Here is a 23,061-nt window from a genome sequence, read left to right as displayed (position 1 = left end):
TATCTAACATAATCTAACTTGTAAATAATATACTCTGCATTCTCGTATTTTTCAACAAAAATTTCCCGCAAAATTGTTCAAATACACATATATTTTTTGAAAACACGAACAATTAGTAAATTTAAATGAAAAATATACGTATTTTATGCTTTGATTCCGCTTTCAGTATTTTGATTTTCACAATTTTTCAGCTTATTTTCATTACCATTTCATCTTAATATGTTATGTAACATTACAAATTTTAAGGAAAAGTTGACCTTTTAGAATCAATCCTTACATCATTCATCGTTAGAATTCCAGATTTACTTATTTTCAATGGATAATGCTGTAAAACGAAAACCTTCATTTTCTATGAAGTGATACTAATCTCAATTACGATGTCAGATATATGTGCGATCAGATTAGAAATATTGAATAATCTATCGTTTTCTATAAGAAAAGGTTATTTGTTATCAAAGAAACGTTAGTTTATATTACATATATGGACGTGAACAAGAAAATTTTAGAAGGGTGGCGAACGATCCAATGATTAAGACACGGAGATATTCTACGCTAGATACGGATGATTTATGGAGAATTCATTTATTAGTGATCTCTGAAGCAAAAGTAGAACCTACCCATCAACACTATCATGATATTTTGCATATTCCTGAGCAATATTTAAACGATGGCGGAGAATTTCTAGTTGGAACTGAGTCTGACGGCGTCGTAGTAGCTATGGGCGGTCTTAAACTTCTTGAGAATGATAAAGCAGAAATCAAACGTCTTCGCGTGCATCCAAGCTATCAGAACAAAGGATACGGTCAGCAAATCCTCTCCCAGTTGGAACATAAAGCCAAAGAACTTGGCATCAAACATCTCATTCTAGACACACTCTCTAACCAATATGGCGCTCAAAAGCTTTTTGTGAAAAACGGGTATCAGCAAAAAGGCCCTGCTACTATCGACGGTTTCCATGTGTATCTCTATGAAAAGGCACTTATTTAAGTTATATAGTCATGATAAAGAGGTTGGACCAAAGTCATTTGAGACTCAGGATCCAACCTCTGCGATTCCATCGTGCAGCTGATGGGAACGCAAAAAGGCTCCGCGATCCGTTGGGATGGCGGAGCTTTTTATTTACCTCACTCTGATAGTTTCTAATCTCATAACTCATTTCCCGTATAAATATAAACCCAACGCCCATCCGCACTACTGCCAACCAAGAACTGATCCCCCGGCGGGAGTTTTGCAATTGTTCGTATTTTCATCTCATCGACGTCATAGCTGTTTACGGTTTGTGGTGAAGGTGAGTTCGAATCGGTAGCTTTCAGATACACAAATCGATGAGTTCCTTTCAGCCAAAAGCTTAGATATACATCATCTGGCAAATTTGTCCGCTCATTCCCACGATACATGCCATCATTGTAATAATATCGATATGCGCCATCATCGGTTGCCAAGAAACCATTCCAAGCATTGTCTTCAACTGGTGATTTCCACGCCTCAAACATCCCACTGCTCCAGGTGTAGCGGTATTCCTGTATGTCATGGCTCTCATCATTTAACATATAAGTGTAGACATAGGTACCGTCATCTTGAAATTGAATCGGAATTTTGGTTGAGCTAACTTGATTATCAGGCACTTGACCTATGAGTTTCTTGGGCATGTTCACTGTTCTCTTCGTTTCTAAATTGTAAATGACAAAATCTAAGTCAACTTCCTGCTTGTCTTGGCCGACTGCGAGAAGAAGATTTTTGCGGTCATGGCTAAATGCAGCTCCATGTACGTATCCAACGATGTGAACACTCTCCGCCTTATCGCTAGGAAGAATCACTTCCCCGCTCTTCGGTTGCTCGTAGAAAAACCCCCGCTTATCTGCGACAAAATCGCCTTGCCCCTTATATTGAATCATGAGCGGTACAGAGTACGTCGTCAGTTGATCCAGTCCGATGTTGTAGACAGAAGATATACGTGGCAACATCATGTCGCATTCACAGTAATCAAGAAATTGCATGGCCAGCATGTAGTTGGCATCATACAGGGATTGCAAGTTAAACGGCTCTTTGAACTCACTAACCCTTTCAATTTGTCCATCTGCTAAGGAGATACGCCATAATTGTTTGGGCTTTTGAATTAAGGATCGAAATGTAGGGGCATCTTTTAGTACCTTACCAGAAGTCGTGACCGCTCCGTTTACATCGACTGTATATCCATCTATTGGATACAAGTTGTTCTCGATGCCTTCAACTTTGACGGTAAGGTGTAATATCATCTCATTTGTCCAATTAAATTGTAGGTCTATTTGCTTAGGTGCTGCTCCATTAATCGTAGTTAATTTCCGTATTGTATCTTCAACTGATTGGCGATTCATCCCTTCCGGGAACTCGATTGTGAATGTCTGGGGTGTGTCAGCGACAACGGTTTTGATCGGCGCCTTTAAGAATCCTCTGGGCTCTAAAATAATATTGACAGCTTTGCTACTGTTATCGACTTGCGCTGGCGGTTCAACCGGATTGGAAGATGCTGTAACCGTGACCAATTCAAGCGGTGCATTGCTCTCTACAGCAACTTGCTCTGGTATAACGTTGTCTTCTCTCTCACATCCAATGATGAAAATAAGAAATAAGAGTACACTAATTATCGTTGTACGGATTCTCATAAACAACCACCCCGCTTCCAATGTATTCCATTTCCATTAGACGCAAGGAAGCTCGGAATTGTTGTGTTAAATTAACTCATTTTGGATAATAATTGTATTTTGTTTAAAAAAGACCGCTGAAGGATTCCTTAGTCACTGCTATTAGACCTAATATTCGTGAATTAAGTCCCGTGTTGTATTTTATATAGCAGATGTTCACGGATTTGAAATATTTGCTTTTATCAATTAATTGTCAAACGGTGTAGAATAATGTAATACGATTTTTTTTTACGCAAAGGAGGATATTGTCCTATGTCACAGACATCATCAGTTCAAGAAGTGGCAGCTACGCTTGCTGCTGAACCCAAATCATTAGATGTACTAGATCAATTACTGAAGCCCGAGGTGCAACAATCGCTTTCACTTCTGGTAGATAACCTTCCGAAACTAACAGAAATGGTCACCATGCTAACGAAAGCTTACGATTTCGCGCAAAACGTGGCGACAGACAAAGTTCTCATTAACGATTTTGCTCAAGGTATTGGCGAATTCGTAAAACCCGTACAAGAGAAAGCCAAAAACATCGCATCGGCAGCAATTGAAGCTGGTGAACGGTCTCAGGCTGACGCAGGAGCTACTATCGGTCTTTTCGGTATGTTGAAAATGCTGAAAGACCCTGAAGTGCAGAAAACACTTCGATTTGCTCAAGCATTCTTGAACGTACTCGCTGAACGAAAAAACTAATCCGGACAAGGGATGATAACGATGGCTAAACAAATTCTAATTCTAGGCGGCGGTTACGGTGGTCTTTTGACTGCATTAACAGCACGTAAACATTTGACATCTTCAGAAGCTACCATTACGATCATTAACAAATTCTCAACTCACCAAATCATTACAGAATTGCATAGATTAGCTGGCGGCACGATTAAAGAGCAAGCTGTTGCACTGCCGCTTCAGAAGCTGCTAGGCGACAAGAATGTGAATGTTGTTGTTGATACGATTAAAGAGATTAAGCCGAATGAGAAACAAGTTCTAACTAGCAGCGGCGCTGTACATACTTACGACGCACTTGTTGTTGCACTTGGCAGTGAAACGAACTACTTCGGTATTCCAGGTCTGGAAGCGAATAGCTTCATTCTAAAATCAGCCGCAGATGCCAACCGTATTCGGGAACATGTCGAAGCTCGTTTGGATGCTTATAAAGCTTCTGGCAATAAAGCCGATGCAACGATTGTTGTTGGTGGCGGTGGTTTAACAGGTGTTGAGCTTGTTGGTGAATTTGCCGATAAACTGCCTGAAGTTTGCCGCAGTAAAGGAATTGATTTCAATGACATTTCGATCTACTGTGTTGAAGCTGGCCTTGCTATTTTACCCGTATTCCCACAAGTACTCATTGAGCGTGCCGTAACGAGCCTTGAGAAGCGTGGTGTTACTTTCTTGACAGGCGTCGCCATTACCGAAGCTACGAAAAATTCGGTAGCACTGAAAAATGGACAAATCATCGATGCGGGCACCATTATTTGGACAGGTGGCGTTAAAGGTAATCATGTTGTTGGCAGCTGCGGCATTGCGGAAGATCGAGGCCGCGCTACGGTAACATCGACACTTCAATCCACATCGCACGCTGATATCTTCTTAGCAGGCGATTGCGCAGTCGTTTTCCCTGAAGGCAGTGAAAGACCTTACCCTCCTACGGCTCAGCTTGCTTGGCAAATGGGTGAAACCGTTGGTTACAACTTGTCCGTTCAACTAAAAGGCGGCGTGATGGAGAAATTCGTACCTGTCTTCTCCGGAACACTTGGCAGCCTAGGACGTAAAGACGGTATCGGAACAATCGGTGGGAATAATACTCAGCTCAAAGGCTTACCTGCTACGCTAATGAAAGAAGCGAGCAACGTTCGCTATTTGTCCCATATTCACGGTCTCTTCGCTCTAGCATATTAATCATACAAAAGATGTCCCACAGCCTATTGGCTTGTTGGACATCTTTTTTTCATTACTACGATGAATAATGACCGCCCTTTTCGCGCGGTTTAATAGCGAGTTAGTTTTACTTTTTGAAACATTCGAGCAGATATTTCGTTTTATCATATTCTTTCTGTAACAATTCCTTTATTTCTTTCTCTGACATCCGCGCATATTTATCCCAAATCAGATTCCGACATAGATTATGCGGAAAAGCCAAATCGAGAAACATCAGCTTCTTTTCTTCATCAGAGAGTCTATTCTGGTCAAGATACGAACGCATTACTTTGTGGAAAACTAGATGATTCCATGCTGTGGATTTTTTCAACATCTCATAGAGCAGCCGGTTCATGTCTCTTGAAGGAAAGTCCAATCTGACAAACTCCCAATCAATTATATAAACATCTAAGTATTCATTCAGTAGAACATTTTGTGTATGAAAATCATTGTGACTTAAAACAAGTGTAGGGTGATTGTCTTTCCGTATACGGAAACATGCATTTGTCCTGACGTTTTGTTTCACAAATTTGCCAGTTGAAATATAAAAATCAACATACTCTAAAACAGCTGTTCGCCATGCTTCTTTCATTTGTGAGCTATCGTTTTTCCATTTCTCTAAGAAACGAATCGCTTGTTCGTACTCTTGCTCCCACCTTGCAGCACCATAGAAACAAGGTCCGAAGGATGAATGATATCCTTTTGAAATTGCATGGATTTTGCCAAGCAGTTCGGCCAACCTAACCGCTTTGTCTACGTTGATGACTTGATATGGAACGGCACAAATCCACTGCTTTAAGACGTAAAGAACGCTATTATAGGTAAAATATGGATTATTCTCACGTGTAAGATGAACCGATGGAATCTTAATTCCACGCCTTCTGAGAAAGTCTTCCGCTTCAAGTATAAATTGCAATCGAAGCTCATCGGCATGCATACTTTTCAAAATAAAAATGCCTTGTACGGCAGTCACTTTTACAACAAAAGATCGAGATGTGTTTCGAATGACTTCAACTTGTTGAATCGTCAAACCGTATGTTTTCTCAACGGCTTCTAGAAGTCCTTTAAACATCAGCACCACATCCTGTTAGTAATGCTCTCTTAATATAGTATTTCTAGATAGTTTATGTTTGTTGTCCACAAAAGTTTGGATGTAAGCGGATTAAACTAGACCTATTTGAATCAACACACGATTAGAAAAGCCGGGAAGGCTTGGTTTAACACATCGAAAATATACCAGTTTATGGCATTTGTATGTACTTCATTGAGAAAGACATTGCATTTCTTACAGTCTTGCGAATATACTCAAGTAATATTTCGCATAAAGTGAAATCGCTATTGACTCAACTTATGCGAAGGTGAGGTGGACGCTGATGTTGAAAACGTTAGAATCGGATGCAGATCTATTTACCGCCGCGTTATCTCAAACAACGGTTTCCGTATGGCAATCGGACGCTGATGGTGTTTACACCGAAGTCGATCGTGGCATCATCGAAGAGTTCACTCGAACTTCCGTAAGACTGAGCACGATATCGGATGAAATCGCCTTTTACTTCCGTGATGATGGGACCCTATTTCGTGCTGAGACGTAAATAATTAGAAATTAGTTTGCTTAAAATAGAAAAGACTGCCTCCTAAGCTGCGACGAAGCAACTTTGGAGACAGTCTCTTTTTTTATGTTAAAGCAAAAGTTAGATATAGCTTATTCGTTTCCCTGATCTTGCAGAGGCATAAACATCCATAACCAGATTGAACGCCTTGAAGCCCTCTGGTCCGTTCAGACCATAACTACGTCCTTTCAGGATATGATCATAAAAATCAGCGATTTGCGTGTTGTGACTATTTCCCCAATACGATTTAGCACCCAAATTATTGGCTTCTGGTGAGGTTAGCACCATTTGCACGCCATCAATCAGTTGATACAAGGTATCTCCAGTAAGAACTAACTTCCCTTTTTCGAAGACAAGCTCGATCTCAACTGGTGAATTAACCCCATAGGCATTCGTAGCATAAAAGATTGCCGTTGCTCCGTTTTGATAAGTGAGGTGCGCATGAACGGTATCTTCCACTTCGATAATCCCCTCTAGTGAATCCGTCGACATTGTCCCTTTAATGCTCGTTACTTCACCACCTATCCACTGCAGCAGATCTAGCGTATGGATGGATTGGTTAATGAGGACACCCCCACCTTCCTTTTGCCACTTCCCTTTCCATTCTGTTTGATAATAGGACGCATCTCTACACCATGTTACCATCCCTTTGAGACATAGTAAGTTTCCTAGCTCACCGGAATCCACCGCTTTTTTCATAAGTTGGGATGCGGGATTATATCTATTTTGGAAAATAACGCCAAGCTGTACATTCGGATTTGCTTCAGCAGCACGCAGCATCGCTTGAGCAGCCTCTTTGGTTTCAGCCATTGGCTTTTCTGTAAGCACATGCTTACCAGCATTAAGCGCATCGACTGCCATAGGTGCATGAAGATAATGAGCTGTACAGACATGAACAAGATCAATATCAGGATTCTTCAGCATCTCGAGATATTCCGTGTAATAATTGCATTGATACGTTTCGGCTGTTTGCGCTGCTAATTCGGCGTTAGTATCGACTACGGCCACTAATTTTGCTGAAGGTATCTGTGAAATGGCTTTCAAATGTACGCTGGAAATCGCCCCGCAACCAATAAGTGCAACACCAATCTGTTTCATGGGAAACCCCTTTTCTGCTTAAATGTGATAGTTCGGCTTGAAGATATTTCAAAGGTATCTAATAGGTTCGCTCATCACACATCAAATCCTTTTCCATTTTGCGGCGGAAATTGACTACTTATTGCTATATCATGACTTTTTCGGATTATCTTTAATCAATTTTTCCGCTTCGCTTTCAAGCCAACGTTTTAGATCAGGTGATTTCATGCGTAGACTCTTTTCACCGAGCCGTGAGGTCAAGCAAAGCGTTCACTGTGTCTCCATGGACTTTGAAACAAAAAAAAAGGCGTGCTAGATGCACACCTTCTCTTCTGCTAGATCCATTACTCATCCTTCGGCTTATCTTTCGGATCTTCTTCCAATAAACCCTTGGTTCCCTGTCTGAACTCCTTGATCGTTGTACCAAAAGCACGCCCCAACTGCGGAAGCTTTGTTGGCCCAAATAACAGTAACGCAACAGCCACGATCATGATAAGTCCCGGTATGCCGATACCTGATAACATGCAAATCACCTACCTTTTCATTTTAGGAACGCTTAAAATTTCACCATTAACGCAGTCACATACATAATTAGAATCCCTGCCGTAAGTCCGCCGAAGTTTAACCATGATACCGGTGATAAACCTTTCTTCTCGGATTCTCTCAGAATCATTTTCGAAATCACATAAATGACCTGCAGAATCGCACCCGCACCAATGCCGAAGAAAAGAGCAGCTAACGTATCGTTAAATATGAATCCTCCTGCCCATGTCCCAATAATGGCAGGTCCACCGGCAATCAAAGCTAACTTAACAAATGTCTTCCACGTTGGACGATCTTTCAGTAATGGCGCCGCGATCCCTACACCCTCTGTTATGTTATGAAGGGTAAACCCGATGATCAGGAATGTACCTAGCGCTGCCTCACCAACTGCAAAAGCAGATCCGATCGCAAGCCCTTCACCAAAATTATGAAGTCCAATACCTGTGGCGATTTTATTAGAGACTCGCTTGCCCTCAAAGGCCTGACTGCTCAATTTGCGCTCATTCGACTGATCCACAGCAATCAGGAAGAGACAACTCAACAGTGCGCCGAACCAGACTAAACCTGTTCCTTGGAATACGCCTGGCGCTTCCGCAGCCATTTCAAATCCCTCTTGGAACGTATCAATGACTAAGAAGAACAACAGGCCAACCGTTAAGGCGAGAATGGCATGCATGCCTCTAACTGAGAATCTTCGTAGAAATGGATACCACAGAAGCCCTAGCCCCACCGGAATAACCCCAACATAGAAGCCAATTAAGGCATATTGCCAAAATAGTTTTCCATTCGGTTCAGGAGTTAGGGCTGCCGCTGCGACTTCCCCCGTGAAAATCAATCCATTGGAAGTGATGAATTTCACTTCATGCGGATCTCCTTGAACCCATGGATATGGAATATGGATGGTTGCTTTTTCAAATCTTTTTAGCGTATCACTAGGTGTAAATGTAGCATTCCAAAAGGCGCCATCGACAACAACTTGCGCAATGGTTAATTCCTCTGGCCCTGAGTTTAACACCTTCACTTGGAAACCATCTTCACTGAGTGTAATTTTCTCTACATTCAGGACTTCAATAGGCGCAGCAGGCTCATTCTCGATTCCTGTACCTACTTTCGCAATCGTTGTAATTATGGCTAGTAACAATATGAGAGGAAGAAGGCCCCAAAGTATGGCTTTCATTTTAGATGTAGATGGCTTTATTGGCTTTCCGTTGGTTTGTAAGTTGATACTCATAGCGTATTCCGCCTCCCTTCTTATTCAGCACTGAAGAATCCCATCCAACCCAGCTCTGCAAATTCACTTTGATGTGCATGAAACATATATCGCCCTGGAGAAGGAAAAACAATTTCTAGGATGCCCCGTTCGCCCTGGCACTGCATAATCGTATCTGTAAACGCTGGACGAGCTTCAGGATCCGCCCCCGTTGCATAATAGTTGAAAAAGTTTGCATGGAGATGAAACGAATTAATTAAATCAAACTCCGTCAGATTGCTAAGATAAATACGAACAAGCTCTCCGACTTTGACTTTAATAGGTTCCTGTTGGTAGGCAAAAGCATAGCCATTCACCGTGTAAATTTCATTTTCCCCATCAAGGTCTAGATCGAAACCATTCATCAACATACTGAACTCTTTGGCTGCTGCTCTTGGTTTCTTCGGGTCAATAATGAAATTCCCGTAAAGTCCTTTATGAATATGCCGGGCAAGTGGCGCAACATGACAATGATAGACATGCATACCAGCCGGTTTAGCTTCAAATTCGTAAGTAAATGAACCACCAGAAGGAACAGCTTCTAGACCATCCATATTCGTGGGATGCATACCATGAAAATGAATGGAGTGTGGATGCAGCGTTGCATTGGAGAAGTTAACGCGAAGAACATCCCCTTCGGTACAACGAATAGTAGGTCCAGGAATCGTACCATTGAACGTCCAACCGGGGAATTTAATTCCTTTTGCAATTTCCACGTTGGCTTCAAAGGCTGTGATCTCATATTCCCTTAACGTTCTGCCATCAGGAAGCTTGCTAACTTTACCGTAATCAAATGCTGTGAGCGCTTTTTGTGCGGCTTTAAAGCCTTCCGTCACTTCCGTGCTTGGAACGTACCCATGCTTCATTCCTTCATGTAATTGTTCCTTCATGGCATGATGAATGTCATGTTTATCATGTGCTAATGCAACTGTAGATTTGCCAAATAGCGAAGCAGGATTCAACAAAGCACTCCCTATAACAGCAAAGGCCCCTGTCGTTCCTAATTTCAAAAGATTACGTCTCGATAGTTTTTTATCTGATTTATGAAACATCGATATGCCCTCCTCCATATATATTGCTTGTTTACAATAATTTTTACCTAGGGAAACATTTAAGGCGAAAAATAAGTTTCCAATGGGACAAAAAGTTTACCAAAGGAAACACCGTGTTTTAACTATATGCTGAAAGGCAGAGAAAGTAAACCCATTTGTTAAAATTTCTTGCCAAAGTATCCAACACATGCTAATTACACGCTCTCGTTTGAATGGCTCTCGTAGTTAACATCCTCACGGATTTGCCCGCGTTCCTTACCTCGAGTAATAATATCACGGAAAATCCCTTGCGTTTTCGACAAAACTAGCGTGATTCACCTCTCCATTTTGACAAATATTTTCGCTAAGAGCATTTATAATAGAGTCAGGTTAGTTGTTCAAGCTTTCATACCATTGTGCATACACTTGGGAGGATGATCAACATGGACGAGCAGTTTATTAAAAGATTACATACGCTTAATCGACGCGATTCACTAAGGTCTTTGCTGCTAATCGAAGGCGTTCGACTGACTCTCAGACGAAAAAAGCAAGTAAGCTTGTTCAAAAAGCTGTTTAATCGGAAGAAACAAACCATGACCGCTACAGGTTGGAAATAATATAGTCGACACTAAATAATGCCCTCTCCTCTCAACCAACAACTGAAAGGAAGGGCATTTCTCGCTTCTATGCGTCATTTATAGTAAAATGATGTCTCAGTTACACGAAATAGATACGGGGTGTCAGAATGGCCATTAGCTTCACGAAATCAATTGTCAGTCAGTTAACCAAAGAAATTGCTGACTTAGAGAGTAAAAGTGCGAACGAGAAGAAAAAGAAAGAAAAAGCACAAGCCAAAATTAATCAAATTCAAAGAGATATGAAATTAAGCCAGTCGCATAGTGATCTGAGCAGTAAAATGTCACGTGTGAATAAGCTAAATGAAGAGATGAAAACCAGTGATCGTTTGCAAAAGGATCACGCCAAATCGTTAGTGGCGAAGAAAGCTTCGTTGAAACAGAATCTTGCTAAAGAGTCGAAGTCTGCGGAATTATAATTGCGTATTCGGTTCCTGCAAATGAATAAACACCGCCCTTTGGTAGTAGGAGCGGTGTTTGCCTGATTCAGCTTATGTCATTACATCAATAATTAATGATATTAAATTTCTTGTGGTGCCTGCAACCCGATTAATTTCAAACCATTTTGCAGTGTAATTAGAACACATGTCACCAACGCAAGACGCGCTTGGCGCAAGTGAGCATCTTCCACAAGGATGTAACATTCATGATAGAAGCGATTGAAAGCTTGAGCGAGATCAATGAGATAACGCGATACAATTGAAGGTTCTAACTTTACCATCGCCTGTTCCACGCGTTCTGTAAAAAGGTAGAGCAATTTAACAACCGCTAGGGCTTCTTTATTTTGCAAATAGCTACCGTTTAGTTCCATTAAATGAGTAGGATATGCGTCTGCCTGCTGCGCTTTTCTCAACACGCTGCATGTTCTTGCGTACGTGTACTGGATGTACGGCCCTGTTTCGCCATCAAAGTTAAGTGCTTCGTCCCACGAAAAATCTATGTCTTTGATTCGATTCGCGTTCAAATCATTAAAAATAACAGCCCCAACCCCAACTTGCTCGGCAACTTGTTCTTTATTTACTAAGCCCGGGTTACGTGCTTCAATGAAATCCATGATTTTCTGAATCGCTTGCCCAAGTACATTTTCTAATTTAATCACGTTGCCTTTACGCGTCGACAAGGCTCCTCCTTCAATGCTCACACGACCAAATGCGACATGCTCAAGCCTGGATGCCCATGCATAGCCCATTAATTCAACAACCTTAAACCATTGCTGAAAATGAAGATTTTGTGCATAGTCGGTCACATAAATCAATTTCTCAAACGCATACTTATCCGCTCTGTATAAAGCAGCCGTTAAATCTCGCGTATGATACAGGGAACTGCCATCCTTTTTCAGCATTAAAGCCGGTGCCATGCCGAATGCATCCAAACGTACTAACCAGGCTCCCTCATCTTCTTCCAAGAGATGCTTCTTTTTCAGCTCGTGAATGACGGGATCCATCTTATCGTTGTAGAAGCTTTCACCTTGATAAGCGTCGAATTGGACGCCTAATAGCTTATAAATCTTTTGAAATTCAGTGATACTGATTTCGACGAACCACTGCCATAGAGTAATCGCTTCTTGATCGCCCTTCTCCATTTTCATAAACCACGAACGTGCTTGATCTTCTAGCGAGGGGTCCTTCTCAGCTTCCTCATGGAATTTCACATACAGGTGAAGAAGCTCATCGATAGCGCCACTATGAACAGCCTCCCTACTTCCCCACAAATGGTAGGCCACAATCAGTTTTCCAAACTGCGTACCCCAATCTCCTAAATGATTGATACCCACACAGGTATAACCGAGGAAAGAATGGATCTTATATAACGCATTGCCAATTACTGTGGATCTGAGATGGCCAACATGAAAAGGTTTCGCAATGTTCGGTGAAGAATAGTCGATAACCACCGTTCTTCCCTGCCCCAAATCCTGAGATCCATATTGTTCTCCAGCCAGTAAAATGCGCTTCACAAGCGTTTCAGCAAAGCGAGCCTTTTTGATATATATGTTTAAATAACCCGAAACGGCTTCTGTATAGTCTAGTTCCTCATCTTGGAGTGCTGCTTGCAACTCTTCAGCAATAACTTGAGGTGATTTACGCAGCGCTTTGCTAAGTCGAAAACACGGGAGCGACACGTATCCTTGGTCCGAACTCGTTGGGTATTCCATTAATACGGCGATTTCTTGCGCGTCGAAGCCCGAGAGAATACATGCAATTTTTTTAGCAAAATACAACTTTACATGAATCATGTGTCTCACTCCTTTTATGAAAATACAAAAAGCCCCCGTCTCTATATAAGAGACGAGAGCTATAAATTCCCGCGGTACCACTCTAAGTGTTAAACCTCATGTTTAACCACTCTGCTTCGTAACGGTCGACAGACCGGATTTACCTACTCCATTTCGGCAAACCATTTCCTGGGTCCGCTTCATTCGCAACATCCGTACCGGCTTACACTGACCCGGCTCGCTGTGACTGTCTGCTGGAATTACTGTCCCATTCATCAATATTTCGCTATGAATTTTTCAATATTTTACAAGGGATTTAGTGGAATGTCAAGGGAATATCTTTCGCTTCCTGGCATCGGCTTGCACAAACCTCTCATTGTTGTAATCTCTTCAGTTTTGAGTCGCGCCTTTTTTTATCCACTTCAGAAAAGTCTACAGACCATTATTCAATAAACTCAAGTCGATTACCGAAAGGATCATTTACATAGAAGCGTTTGATACCTTCATCTGTTCGGGCATCATCGTCAATTACTTGAACATTGTGTTGGCGTAAATGCTCTCTCAAATCATCTATACTTTGAACATGAAATGCAGGGTGGGCTTTGGTTGCGGGAATGAAGTCCTTTTGAACACCAATGTGAACCTGATGTGTGCCGCATTGAAACCATACACCACCACGCCGACTCAAGTTTTCAGGTTTTGGGATCTCACTCCATCCTAATAGTTGAGCAAAAAAATGTCTTGCATCTGTTTCACAGCCTTCCGACGCAGCCAGTTGAATGTGATCAATCCCAAGAAAATGAAAAGACATGATTTATCTCCTCCGCCAATGTTTCATTTAATGAAACTTAGTTTCATTACACGAATATTGTAACGGTTATTCCTTGATAAATCCATAAGTTTCTGCATATTTATTCCAATTCCTCTATCGTTTTTTCTTTTTGTCTTATATCACCAATATAATAAGCAAACACTTGCTCAATCGGTTTAAAATACAAATGCCCATCCTCTTCCCACGGCTGGAAATGGAGATCCATGCGCGAATCGTTCCAATTCTCGGGGGTGCCTTTCGTGTTCAATCGTCCCGGAACAACAGGCTCCTCGATGACCTTTGGAAATTCCTGATACCCGAACAACAGATTCTCATGCATCGCAATAATTTCATATTTGTCCCCGTGGAAAGCCCGCTCTTCCTGTAGCTGATAATGATAATAAATGTAACTGCTGATCATCTCAGGCTTCAAATGAGCGACCCTCCCCACCCGCGACACCACCGGTTGCTTTCTCAGCCAGTGTTCATAGCTAGCAGGTTCGTTAAAGTGGAACACATCCATCATTAGAATCCACTTACGTGGCTCTGTTTGACCAGGCCATTCTTTTAAAAAAGGGGTCCCTGCTCCTGCAATCTCATCGGGAGACACCTCTCGCTCCATGCATTCATAATAGAGGAATAGATTATTTCTCCAAATGAAAGCTGCAGCGGTCATAAGCTCTCCCTTTTCCACCAGGTTACGTGCTTGTTCACCTATCTTTAAAGCTTCAATTCCAGCGGATTCTTGTCCTTGCTGCCATTCAGCCCTATACATCAATCGTTTTATCATAGTTTTCTAGCCTCATCTTTTCATCACATAATATTTGCTGCATTTTCCTCGAAACTATTCCAACTGTAAGGACATTGACTCTAATCCTCGGAACAAAATATTTCTACGCCAATTTGGCTTGTCGTTTACCCTATTGAATCGTGGAAAGCGTTCCAATAGGACCGAAAGTGCTATCTCCCCTTCCATACGTGCAAGCGGTGCACCTAGACAGAAATGGGGACCTGATGCGAATGCCAAGTGGCGGTTCGGGTTGCGCCCGATATCAAATCCGTTCGGATTCTCGAACTGGCGGGGATCACGATTGGCTGCACCTAGCAATACGCTTACGGTCTGTCCTTGCCGGATGGTCTGACCTTCAATTTCGTAATCGATAGATGCAATACGAGTTGTCGTCCGTACAGGGCTTTCAAATCGTAACACTTCTTCCATAGCGGAAGGTATCATGTCTGGCATTTCTAGCAAACGGTTATGCTGATCTGGATGGTTTAGAAGTAAGTGTACACTATTCCCGATCATGTTTACGGTCGTTTCATGACCTGCAACGAGCAACAACACGCAGGTTGCTACAAGTTCATGCTCAGTTAATGCATCTCCTTGCTCTTGAGCCGTTATAAGCTCACTAATCAAGTCTTCACACGGTTTGGACTTTCGCTTACTAATCAAGCGTCGGAAATATTCGGATATGTCTTCTGCTGCCTTTCTAGCTTGTTGGGCAAATTCTGCTGGTTGATCGCCACCCTCTAGCACCCTCGCAAACGTATGGGACCACTCTTTGAATAACTCACGATCCTCTGGAGGCACACCGAGAAGCTCAGCAATCACAATTACTGGCAAAGGAAAAGCAAACGACGCGATTAAATCAGGCTGTGGATCTTCGGCCATTCGATCGGCAAGATACTCCGCGATAGCTCGTATTTTCGATTTCAGCCGTTCCATCGTTCGTGGCGAAAAGGCATGACTAACGAGGCCTCTCAATCTTGTATGACTTGGCGCATCGCGAAACAGCATCCAGTTATCTAGAAGATCATTTACCGGCTTCCATTCTTTAGGGGCTGGAGGCAATTCTTGTTGTTTGTGCTTCGGAATCGCATTTTTGTACTCACGAACGAACGCCGGATCCTTCAATATTCGACTGACATCATCGTACTGGGAAACGACCCAAAACCTAGGCTCATCTAAATAACATATTGGCTCTTCCTCGAGCAAATAAGAATAAAATAAAGAAGGATCACTGTGCAATCGATCAAAGTACGTTCTAAACCATGCAGAAATATCAGTTTTCTCGAAGGTTAGCTGTTTCTTTTGCAATTCGATCTCACTCCTTATAATAGAAGATCAATTAATTCGTAAAACCTTCCTTCATTTTCAAAGCATCATACATATCCTCGATCATCTCCGTAGCATCGTTGATGTCCAATTCCAATGAATTATTGCTAATCATCACGCCAATGCCAACGCAATATATAGTTAACTTTTCAAACATTTTCTGGAGTTTCCTTGCATCCATCTCTTTAAATCGTTCATCTAGCTCCAAAAAAGCCTCAAACATTTCCTTGTTAAGCTGGTCTTTGTCATATTTGTTATGATCTGAGAGGTAAACTGTTCTAAATAGCTGCTTCTCGTTCTGGGCAAATAACAAGCAACCGATTGCCAAATTCATGGCTGGCTCGTTGTTATCATTCTCATATTGCTTCATGCTGGAAAGCGCATAGTTAACGGCCATTTTATAGACATCGTCTTTTACGGCTTCCATATTCCCATATACGCTATAAATGGGCTGCGTCGAGCAGGTTAGCTTGAGTGCGATGCTCCTTGTTGTTAGAGCTTCAAAGCCTTCCTTCCTTATAATTTCAAACGCGGCGTCTAAAACCATTTCCTTGCTTATCTCTGCTTTTGGGGGCATCTCATCTTCTCCATAAAATAAATATAACATACGTTATATAACGTATGTTATAAGGAATATATTGGATTGTCAATCCTAATTTTTAGATTGCAGTGCCCCATTATTGCGAATGATATTCAAATAGAGCTCTGCAAAACGAGCGATGAAAAAAAGCCTATCGTAAAAAAGGGTAAAATCACCCTTTATTACGGTAGGCTTTCTCATGATACGCAGTAATGTACTCGAATAATTGTTTTCCATCTTCTTGATCGAATTCTCCAAAGCTCAAGAACATAGCCCGATACGTTTCGGGAACCCAAATATAGGTATGCACGTAATCGGTTAAACGAAACCCAGCTTTTTCCCAGAATCGAATTCTCTCCGCATTTTCCTCAGTAGATTCAGCCTCTACCTCAATGACGATACACTCACAACCTTCACTTTTTGCCCAATTACGAATATCTTGCATACACTGCAGACCTATCCCCTTGCCACGCTGATCCCGGCCAACTGCGATATAGTCGATAATGAGAACTTTCGCCTTCTGATTCATCGCGGTGAGTGCCATGGCTATAACTTCCGAACCATTACCCCACGTATGCAGCATGCAGATTCCTCTTTCGAACATGCTGTGAATGAGAGCGCGATGTTTTCTGCCATGTTCTGGAAAAGCCTCATTATATACGTTCGCTGCTTGAAGCCATATGGCTTCGTCCCATTTAGTGGTTATTTGATGTTTCATCAGCAAATCGTTTCAACAGTTGGATCGTATTAAAGTGCATACCCTCGTGATAAAGCGTAAAATTCAAGAACTCACCTATTGTGCTCAGCAATAAACCACTTCCAGTTGTAAAAGGTCGTTTCACTTGCTCGCTCAAACGATTTTGTAAAACGTGCTGAATACGCTTGGGTTGTTCTGCCAGCATCTCAAGTAATACCTCGAGTTTTGGGGTCTCCTCCTGCCAGTCGGCTGGTTTGGTCCCTTTTGCAAATAAACGATCAAAGCTCTCAGGTAATTGCATAGGCTCACCTGAAAAATAAAAAGCAAATCTCTCTTGAACCACATAAATATGACCCAAATTCCATCTCATATTGTTGTTAAACCCTTTTGGGGTAACATCTAGTTTAGTTTCCGATAATTCCTTAACAGCATTAATAGTGAGTTGACGAATAAATTCAGTTTGTTTGAACACGATTTGATCCATATGATCCCTCTTTCCGTTAATAAAGTTACGCCTTAATTTGCTCCAAAATCTGCGGATCTTTGATCTTGGTATCTTGAGCTAGCATCACGATCTTAGACAAGATCTCTGCGGTTTTGGGATCCTCATCGAGGAATGGCAAGAAAATGCGCCCCCTATGTTGCGAATGTACTGGTATGATATAGAGCGCTCCCGTTGCTTGCTTATATACACTGCCGCTGCCTAGATGTACGCCATATTCCCCTAAATCTCCAGTAATATGGGCGAAGTTCCCTTCCAGCCTGACGTTGCTAATTTTCATCAATCGAAGTGATTCCTTGACTATCGCTCTTCTGAATTCAATCGTCGTTAAGCTGGCTTCCGGATCCACGCCGCCTGCGTGTGCCACACTGACTACTAAGTCAACATCTCGCATGATCTCTGAGAAAATCACTTTAGGGATTAGACTAATATCCAGTCCCTCGTACGTATTACGGTCGAAGAAAGCAACACTTTCAAGCGTGGGTGACTCAACCTCCGATGGAGAGAACCAATCCGCTAGTGCGTAAATTTTGGCGATAATGTTCTCTTTATAATAGACCTTCTGGAGGCCTTCTTCGTAGTTAACGGTCCACATGCGTCCTTTTAGAAGTGCAGCTGCTTTCTTCGGCTGAATTTGGTGTCCGGCATACCGTTTGGATAGGGTACCGCTCGCTAATTCGTCTTCATTCGGCACGTATAATTCTCTAAATATTTGTTTGAAAGGTTGCTTCAGCCCGCGATCAAATACGAGCTTCTGATACTGGCTCCAACACCCATTTTCGTAGAAATGAACGGGATGGGCAATGATATATTCTTCTTCAGCGCTTAAGGAATATCCTTCACCGTTGGCATCAATCAACCCCCCATTGTGCCAGAAACCGAGTTGATCTCCAGATTTGAAAACAAGTGCATTAATCAGTGGGGCTACCACTGGATTGGTTGTCAGATTGTTAAGTTCACTTTTGGTAAAAGTGACGCCTAGCTCCATGGAACGTTCCAACTCAGCTTTTGCTCGCTTGTATTGATCCCTGAGCTCCGACACTTTTTCTTTTAGCGATAGAATGAGCTCGGATTTGTTGTATTTAGTCGGAACAGCTTTCAATGCTTTTCCTTGCTTGGTCACCTCAAGCTCCGCTTTGCCATCTTCGTTGATCGCAATCTTCACCATCATGTCATCAAGCGCTGTCGCTTCGAGATCTTTCCTTATTTCATTCATTTTCTTCGCTTCCATGTCCCATTTCAACCTGGTTACGTCTTTATAGCCTGCATTTCTTGCTAAGTTATCCAAGGCGATATCGGCTGTTTTGGACTCACTTACACGTCGTTGTGCGCCAAATTGCTTGCTTTCTTTGATAAAACGTTGGATGAATTCATATCTGCCAAGAACGTCCATATCCTGATCTTGACCAATCGGAACTAGACTATAACACAGCAGATGATCCTTATTTCGCTTCGTTTCCACAGAAGTTCTCATCTCTTCCAAGCTCAACTTCCCAAGTACCGCATCAGCAAACAACTGTGATCTTCTGTGATTAGATCCTGCGGAGATATACTTTGCACAACTGTACAAGATATCAAAGCGCTCTTCTCCGACTTGCTGATAGGCTTCCTTAAACCAATTGATATCGAAAGCCCCATCATTGAAATCAGCCGGTGAGATTGGTGAATAATGTGCAACAATCGTCTCCTTTTCAGCAGAGAAGCTTTCATTGATTTGAGCATGGAAATACCAAGCAGCCCCTCGTAAACCGTCCCATTCCAAATGCTTAGCGATGAGTTCAATCCATTGTGGTGCATACATGGCTGCTTCTAATAATCTTTTAACAGAAATATGTTTGTTGGACAGCGCTTCTCTTAAGAACGATACATCTTCACTCTCTTTGGGGTGGCACACGCGCAACAAATGGCTTAGTGATTCCTTCTTCGTACCATTGCCATAATAGTAACCGCGAACAAAGGTATCTTGATCTAACCTGGATAAAATATCAAGAAAAGATGTCACGCCTTGATAATAATTAATGCCATTAACTAAATGACTGACCTCTGTTGGCAATTCCCCCCGATTGAGCTCAATCTCGATAATTCTTGCAATTGTCTTCTCTTTAAATGGTTGGATAGCAGGATATTCTTTAACAAAATCCACGCGTGGATTGGTCATCGTATGGATATGCCTTTGACTTCTTTTTCGAGTCAGAAGTTCTTTATACATCTCATCATCGGTAATGAAGTTCAAGTTATAAGCTCTAACAAAGTCTGATAACTCGGGGTGGAACTCTTCATATTGGGTTAGTAGATCCAAATTCATGTTCATGGCGAAATATTCGGTAAAAGCTCGATCATCATAGATACAAGCCTTTATCCACCACAACCATGGTGATGATAATAGTGAATAACCTGCCGTTTTCTCATCGCGTTCAACGCTCTGCAAGGATGAAATGATCTTATTTAAAATTGGACTCATGAGTTTAAACCGTTCTTCCTTCGCACTGTCCTTATAATAGGCCATCACGAGCTGGTGAACTTGTTGTTTATACTTCATTATTTGTAGAAATGCCTGGACTTCCTTTACTTTGTCCATTGGGTAGAGTCCGGATAGGACGTTTGTTCCCCAGCCTTCAAGCGATTTGTACCGATGCATTTCCCACTGTTCCATTTTGTTTGTATAATATTTATTTAGGGCATCTGACGACAGATAAAAAGCTAATTGAACAAGGTCGGAGGTTGCTACACCGCTCTCTTCCAAGTACCCCTTCCACACTTCAGCCAAGGGATAAGCATCAATAATTGAAGTCTCCTCTTGCGTATCATGGCCTACTAATCGATCCAATCTGGTTCCTATTAAATAGGCTTCCTTGTAACCCGCGTATCTTTCGGCTATGTACTCGTATTCGCGATGTTCGTGGACCAGATCTGAAAGCCCTTGAAGAAAGCTTGTTACTTTATCCGTCGACAGTGTAAAGGACTCTCGTACTTGAAAATCCTCATACGCTGGAACTCCCTTGAGCATCACTGGTTTTTGGCTATCGAATAAGCCGAAACCGTTGGCTAAACCGTATGGCTCTTGTTGTTGTAATCGGTCAATAAGAACGCGTTCCTTATCCGTAGGCAATTGAATCATCGACAAATGAGGTTGAAGTGACTCATAACGCGACCGGTGTTCGGGATCCTCCTTTAGTTCACACAACATTTCTAGCGCTCCAAGACGCTGGAGTTCAACTTTACTTGTGAGAAGAGTTTCGACGGTTGGAAGCAAGGCTTCATTCGTTAATCTAAGCAGGATTGTAATTGCAATCTGCCTTAATGCGCCTGTTTTTAATTTCAGCAAGCCAGAAATCGATTCGATTTCAGATGAAGTAAGCTCCATCTTCATAATCTGCTTAAGTGCAATTTCACGATTCGATATACTTTTATCCGACAAGGCTTCAAAAATAAATTCACGCTGCGTCTTATCGTTAAAGTCTTTAGCGAAGTGTGTAATCAGAGTACCTCTGAAATCCGGGCTCACGTTATCTTTAAGAGCAATCAATTCAGCAATAAAATTAGGATCAAAATCATATGCCGTAACATACAACATTTTGTGTGCGATGGTGTCTGTTGAACAGCTAATCGTCATCCAGTCAAATACTTTGGATGTTGCCGACCACTCCTTACTAGGTAGATGCAGGAGCATTCCTTGAAAGAATTGAAAATGCCGCTTACGCGCTAGCTTATCTTCCAACTCGCTAACTTTCTCGAAACGAACCTTATATTCCCTGGGTTGTTCGATTAACTGCTGGTAATAGGTGTACGAACATTGATACCCGTAGTTTGCAATCAAGAGTGACTGTAACTCAGGATCATTTGCTCCCAAGTACGGTGCGGAAAGCTTGAATTTCAATTCATTATTTTGACTTTGGGATACTAAGTACTGGGCAACAATTTGCTGATAGAGGTTTCCGCCATCCATGATCATCTGGAGTTTACTTTGTAAATCTTCCTCTTCGATTACTGCTGTTGCCCATAAACTCATATACAGCTTCTGGACGTCATTGTCTTGTGACCATTCTGATCTCGTATTCTCATCCGTAAAACAGGTGTAGGCGTAACCCATACATTGTTTGAGCACTCGCGTGTTCGCTGCTTCTAATTGTAGTCCTGTCCAAACATCCAATGCACGAACAATGGAACTATATCGTATGAAATCATTCTCAATGATGATGTTTAATAGATAAAGTGTGCACGCTAACGTCCCCTCATCCATGACCTCAACGATACTTTGGCGTAACCCTTCTTGCAGACGAGCAGCAATAAGCAATTGTCCAAGCATTTTGTAGGCTTCTGGATGATGGCTTAAAACCATACCTTTCAGCATATGGCGATTAAGGAGCGCCGTGTTATTATCTCCGTATACAACATTTTGAAGAGCCTGCAAAATCTCTTCGTTCTGTTGATCCAATTCATAAGCAAGAATATGGCTGATAATCGCGCTATTCTCAAGCTGATTGGAGGAAGAAAGATACGATAAAATTGAAAAATCTGATCTCAAATCCATTAATTCAAAAAACTTACGAATCACACTTTCAACATGGGCTAAACGATTCGTTGTCCGGTACGGTCTTCTGTAGTAGCCAATACTATAAGGATATTCAGTGCAATGATGAATGATGTAAGCCAGAATCTTGGTTGAATAGCTCCCCCCCATGATACACGTTGCAATCGTCATTAAAGGATCAAATAACCTGGAATCGTCTCTGGCTGCCAACTCGATTAGCAGGTTTCTAACCTCTTCCATGTTATACCGTCTTGCGTACACCGTTTTGGATAAGTTTTCCCAAATCAGAAGCGCTAATTGTCTCTCACTTCCAACTAAGTGTCCCATTTTCATTTGAAAATCATCGTTATTTTCTGCAGGCAACTGAACCGTCATGAACTTCCTCCATTCACCACATTCTACCGGCTAACATTGTAAATCTAATGAATACGACCTCATCCTCATCTTTAACAATCACGAGTTGGTCCAAATCTACGACTTCTTCCTCATTCAAAAACACTTTAAATAATCCATCTTCGAACGCCAATAAAGCTGTATGGACAGCTTTTTCCTCGCTAACGTTGTTGTCGTTATAGGTCGTGCCAAAACCTACTTTGCCAACAGCGCCTTGAATTTTGATCGCGTTTTCAGAGAGATACTGAACCAACGGTACGCCAATTTCCTTACTCTTCAAAAGATCTACATGACTGAGAACGACCTGCGTTATTAGGTCTCTTAGCGTAAGCGGGGTTTCAGCAAGCGGATAACTCCTTTTCGTGAGGTAATCCTTCCTCTTTCCCAGACTTTTAACCGTCAAATAAATGTTCATAGCTGCTACCTCAAATGAGTATGATTTCTAAAGACTTCAAATGCAATTTCAATTAGATTCTACCATAATTTAG

21 protein-coding genes and 1 other annotated feature are annotated in these 23,061 nt (G+C 41.9%); of the genes, 6 read left to right on the top strand and 15 right to left on the bottom strand.

What is annotated here, in order from left to right:
- Positions 1-525 precede the first annotated feature (525 nt).
- Positions 526-987, top strand: coding sequence for a GNAT family N-acetyltransferase (locus AC58P7_RS19250; RefSeq protein WP_497345648.1), 462 nt, complete (start codon positions 526-528; stop codon positions 985-987).
- Between the two features lie 158 nt (positions 988-1,145).
- Here the strand turns inward: AC58P7_RS19250 and AC58P7_RS19245 are convergent, their stop codons facing one another.
- Positions 1,146-2,642 (bottom strand): hypothetical protein, encoded by a 1,497-nt coding sequence (locus tag AC58P7_RS19245; RefSeq protein WP_497345646.1) that lies wholly within the window; start codon positions 2,640-2,642, stop codon positions 1,146-1,148.
- 291 nt (positions 2,643-2,933) lie between these two features.
- Between AC58P7_RS19245 and AC58P7_RS19240 the strand changes: the two genes are divergently transcribed.
- Positions 2,934-3,365 carry a helical membrane plugin domain-containing protein gene (locus AC58P7_RS19240; RefSeq protein WP_497345644.1) on the top strand — a complete coding sequence of 144 codons (432 nt, stop codon included), beginning with the start codon at positions 2,934-2,936 and terminating at the stop codon, positions 3,363-3,365.
- Between the two features lie 21 nt (positions 3,366-3,386).
- On the top strand, positions 3,387-4,568 hold the full coding sequence (locus AC58P7_RS19235; protein WP_497345642.1) for an NAD(P)/FAD-dependent oxidoreductase: 1,182 nt from the start codon (positions 3,387-3,389) through the stop codon (positions 4,566-4,568).
- 106 nt (positions 4,569-4,674) lie between these two features.
- Here the strand turns inward: AC58P7_RS19235 and AC58P7_RS19230 are convergent, their stop codons facing one another.
- Positions 4,675-5,658 (bottom strand): YutH/CotS family kinase-like spore coat protein, encoded by a 984-nt coding sequence (locus AC58P7_RS19230; protein ID WP_497345640.1) that lies wholly within the window; start codon positions 5,656-5,658, stop codon positions 4,675-4,677.
- A 301-nt stretch (positions 5,659-5,959) separates the two neighbouring features.
- Here AC58P7_RS19230 and AC58P7_RS19225 point away from each other — a divergent pair, with 301 nt between their 5' ends.
- A complete protein-coding gene (locus AC58P7_RS19225) occupies positions 5,960-6,178 on the top strand; it encodes a hypothetical protein (protein WP_497345638.1) in 219 nt (72 codons plus the stop codon).
- 99 nt (positions 6,179-6,277) lie between these two features.
- On the opposite strand, the gene AC58P7_RS19220 is transcribed toward AC58P7_RS19225, so the two are convergent.
- The 4 genes from AC58P7_RS19220 to AC58P7_RS19205 form a co-directional block, all read right to left on the bottom strand.
- The gene (locus AC58P7_RS19220; RefSeq protein ID WP_497345636.1) at positions 6,278-7,294 is read right to left on the bottom strand and encodes a Gfo/Idh/MocA family protein; all 1,017 of its coding nucleotides are present in this window, start codon (positions 7,292-7,294) and stop codon (positions 6,278-6,280) included.
- 323 nt (positions 7,295-7,617) lie between these two features.
- Positions 7,618-7,797, bottom strand: a complete 180-nt coding sequence (locus AC58P7_RS19215; protein ID WP_497345634.1) for a twin-arginine translocase TatA/TatE family subunit — start codon at positions 7,795-7,797, stop codon at positions 7,618-7,620.
- Between the two features lie 32 nt (positions 7,798-7,829).
- A complete protein-coding gene (locus AC58P7_RS19210; protein ID WP_497345632.1) occupies positions 7,830-9,047 on the bottom strand; it encodes a ZIP family metal transporter in 1,218 nt (405 codons plus the stop codon).
- Between the two features lie 20 nt (positions 9,048-9,067).
- Positions 9,068-10,117, bottom strand: coding sequence for a multicopper oxidase domain-containing protein (locus AC58P7_RS19205; protein WP_497345630.1), 1,050 nt, complete (start codon positions 10,115-10,117; stop codon positions 9,068-9,070).
- Positions 10,118-10,539: 422 nt separating this feature from the next.
- On the opposite strand from AC58P7_RS19205, the gene AC58P7_RS19200 reads away from it, so the two are divergent.
- Together AC58P7_RS19200 and AC58P7_RS19195 are read left to right on the top strand one after the other, a co-directional pair.
- Positions 10,540-10,713, top strand: a complete 174-nt coding sequence (locus tag AC58P7_RS19200; RefSeq protein WP_497345628.1) for a hypothetical protein — start codon at positions 10,540-10,542, stop codon at positions 10,711-10,713.
- A gap of 128 nt (positions 10,714-10,841) precedes the next feature.
- Complete coding sequence (locus AC58P7_RS19195) at positions 10,842-11,150, top strand: hypothetical protein (protein ID WP_497345626.1); 309 nt, start codon at positions 10,842-10,844, stop codon at positions 11,148-11,150.
- A gap of 101 nt (positions 11,151-11,251) precedes the next feature.
- Here AC58P7_RS19195 and argS read toward each other — a convergent pair whose 3' ends face one another.
- The 9 genes from argS to AC58P7_RS19150 form a co-directional block, all read right to left on the bottom strand.
- Positions 11,252-12,961 (bottom strand): arginine--tRNA ligase, encoded by a 1,710-nt coding sequence (argS, locus tag AC58P7_RS19190; RefSeq protein ID WP_497345758.1) that lies wholly within the window; start codon positions 12,959-12,961, stop codon positions 11,252-11,254.
- 48 nt (positions 12,962-13,009) lie between these two features.
- Positions 13,010-13,228, bottom strand: a binding site (T-box leader).
- A gap of 157 nt (positions 13,229-13,385) precedes the next feature.
- Positions 13,386-13,754, bottom strand: a complete 369-nt coding sequence (locus AC58P7_RS19185) for a VOC family protein (RefSeq protein ID WP_497345624.1) — start codon at positions 13,752-13,754, stop codon at positions 13,386-13,388.
- A 100-nt stretch (positions 13,755-13,854) separates the two neighbouring features.
- Positions 13,855-14,544 carry a hypothetical protein gene (locus tag AC58P7_RS19180; protein ID WP_497345622.1) on the bottom strand — a complete coding sequence of 230 codons (690 nt, stop codon included), beginning with the start codon at positions 14,542-14,544 and terminating at the stop codon, positions 13,855-13,857.
- A 54-nt stretch (positions 14,545-14,598) separates the two neighbouring features.
- Positions 14,599-15,852, bottom strand: coding sequence for a cytochrome P450 (locus tag AC58P7_RS19175; RefSeq protein WP_497345620.1), 1,254 nt, complete (start codon positions 15,850-15,852; stop codon positions 14,599-14,601).
- A 31-nt stretch (positions 15,853-15,883) separates the two neighbouring features.
- Entirely contained in the window at positions 15,884-16,447 is a 564-nt protein-coding gene (locus AC58P7_RS19170) for a TetR/AcrR family transcriptional regulator (protein ID WP_497345618.1), read from the bottom strand.
- Between the two features lie 175 nt (positions 16,448-16,622).
- Positions 16,623-17,168, bottom strand: a complete 546-nt coding sequence (locus tag AC58P7_RS19165; protein WP_497345616.1) for a GNAT family N-acetyltransferase — start codon at positions 17,166-17,168, stop codon at positions 16,623-16,625.
- Positions 17,146-17,631, bottom strand: a complete 486-nt coding sequence (locus AC58P7_RS19160) for a DinB family protein (RefSeq protein WP_497345614.1) — start codon at positions 17,629-17,631, stop codon at positions 17,146-17,148. Before AC58P7_RS19160 ends, AC58P7_RS19165 begins: the two co-directional genes overlap by 23 nt.
- A 25-nt stretch (positions 17,632-17,656) precedes the next feature.
- Positions 17,657-22,555: a DUF4132 domain-containing protein gene (locus AC58P7_RS19155; RefSeq protein WP_497345612.1), complete on the bottom strand. Its 4,899-nt coding sequence runs from the start codon at positions 22,553-22,555 to the stop codon at positions 17,657-17,659.
- A 13-nt stretch (positions 22,556-22,568) separates the two neighbouring features.
- Positions 22,569-22,988 carry a hypothetical protein gene (locus tag AC58P7_RS19150; RefSeq protein WP_497345610.1) on the bottom strand — a complete coding sequence of 140 codons (420 nt, stop codon included), beginning with the start codon at positions 22,986-22,988 and terminating at the stop codon, positions 22,569-22,571.
- Between the last annotated feature and the right edge of the window lie 73 nt (positions 22,989-23,061).

It is taken from the genome of Paenibacillus sp. J22FR5 (assembly GCF_059691975.1).
This window is presented reverse-complemented; position numbering and strand designations above follow the sequence as displayed.

What these genes read in the sequence shown, in the direction of transcription:
- AC58P7_RS19220 (WP_497345636.1), bottom strand. Translation starts at nt 7,294, where the DNA reads ATGAAACAGATTGGTGTTGCACTTATTGGTTGCGGGGCGATTTCCAGC.
- AC58P7_RS19170 (WP_497345618.1), bottom strand. Translation starts at nt 16,447, where the DNA reads ATGCCCCCAAAAGCAGAGATAAGCAAGGAAATGGTTTTAGACGCCGCG.
- AC58P7_RS19250 (WP_497345648.1), top strand. Translation starts at nt 526, where the DNA reads ATGATTAAGACACGGAGATATTCTACGCTAGATACGGATGATTTATGG.
- AC58P7_RS19200 (WP_497345628.1), top strand. Translation starts at nt 10,540, where the DNA reads ATGGACGAGCAGTTTATTAAAAGATTACATACGCTTAATCGACGCGAT.
- AC58P7_RS19205 (WP_497345630.1), bottom strand. Translation starts at nt 10,117, where the DNA reads ATGTTTCATAAATCAGATAAAAAACTATCGAGACGTAATCTTTTGAAA.
- AC58P7_RS19230 (WP_497345640.1), bottom strand. Translation starts at nt 5,658, where the DNA reads ATGTTTAAAGGACTTCTAGAAGCCGTTGAGAAAACATACGGTTTGACG.
- AC58P7_RS19215 (WP_497345634.1), bottom strand. Translation starts at nt 7,797, where the DNA reads ATGTTATCAGGTATCGGCATACCGGGACTTATCATGATCGTGGCTGTT.
- AC58P7_RS19240 (WP_497345644.1), top strand. Translation starts at nt 2,934, where the DNA reads ATGTCACAGACATCATCAGTTCAAGAAGTGGCAGCTACGCTTGCTGCT.
- AC58P7_RS19160 (WP_497345614.1), bottom strand. Translation starts at nt 17,631, where the DNA reads ATGGATCAAATCGTGTTCAAACAAACTGAATTTATTCGTCAACTCACT.
- AC58P7_RS19210 (WP_497345632.1), bottom strand. Translation starts at nt 9,047, where the DNA reads ATGAGTATCAACTTACAAACCAACGGAAAGCCAATAAAGCCATCTACA.
- AC58P7_RS19235 (WP_497345642.1), top strand. Translation starts at nt 3,387, where the DNA reads ATGGCTAAACAAATTCTAATTCTAGGCGGCGGTTACGGTGGTCTTTTG.
- AC58P7_RS19155 (WP_497345612.1), bottom strand. Translation starts at nt 22,555, where the DNA reads ATGACGGTTCAGTTGCCTGCAGAAAATAACGATGATTTTCAAATGAAA.
- AC58P7_RS19195 (WP_497345626.1), top strand. Translation starts at nt 10,842, where the DNA reads ATGGCCATTAGCTTCACGAAATCAATTGTCAGTCAGTTAACCAAAGAA.
- AC58P7_RS19225 (WP_497345638.1), top strand. Translation starts at nt 5,960, where the DNA reads ATGTTGAAAACGTTAGAATCGGATGCAGATCTATTTACCGCCGCGTTA.
- AC58P7_RS19150 (WP_497345610.1), bottom strand. Translation starts at nt 22,988, where the DNA reads ATGAACATTTATTTGACGGTTAAAAGTCTGGGAAAGAGGAAGGATTAC.
- AC58P7_RS19185 (WP_497345624.1), bottom strand. Translation starts at nt 13,754, where the DNA reads ATGTCTTTTCATTTTCTTGGGATTGATCACATTCAACTGGCTGCGTCG.
- AC58P7_RS19180 (WP_497345622.1), bottom strand. Translation starts at nt 14,544, where the DNA reads ATGATAAAACGATTGATGTATAGGGCTGAATGGCAGCAAGGACAAGAA.
- AC58P7_RS19165 (WP_497345616.1), bottom strand. Translation starts at nt 17,168, where the DNA reads ATGAAACATCAAATAACCACTAAATGGGACGAAGCCATATGGCTTCAA.
- AC58P7_RS19245 (WP_497345646.1), bottom strand. Translation starts at nt 2,642, where the DNA reads ATGAGAATCCGTACAACGATAATTAGTGTACTCTTATTTCTTATTTTC.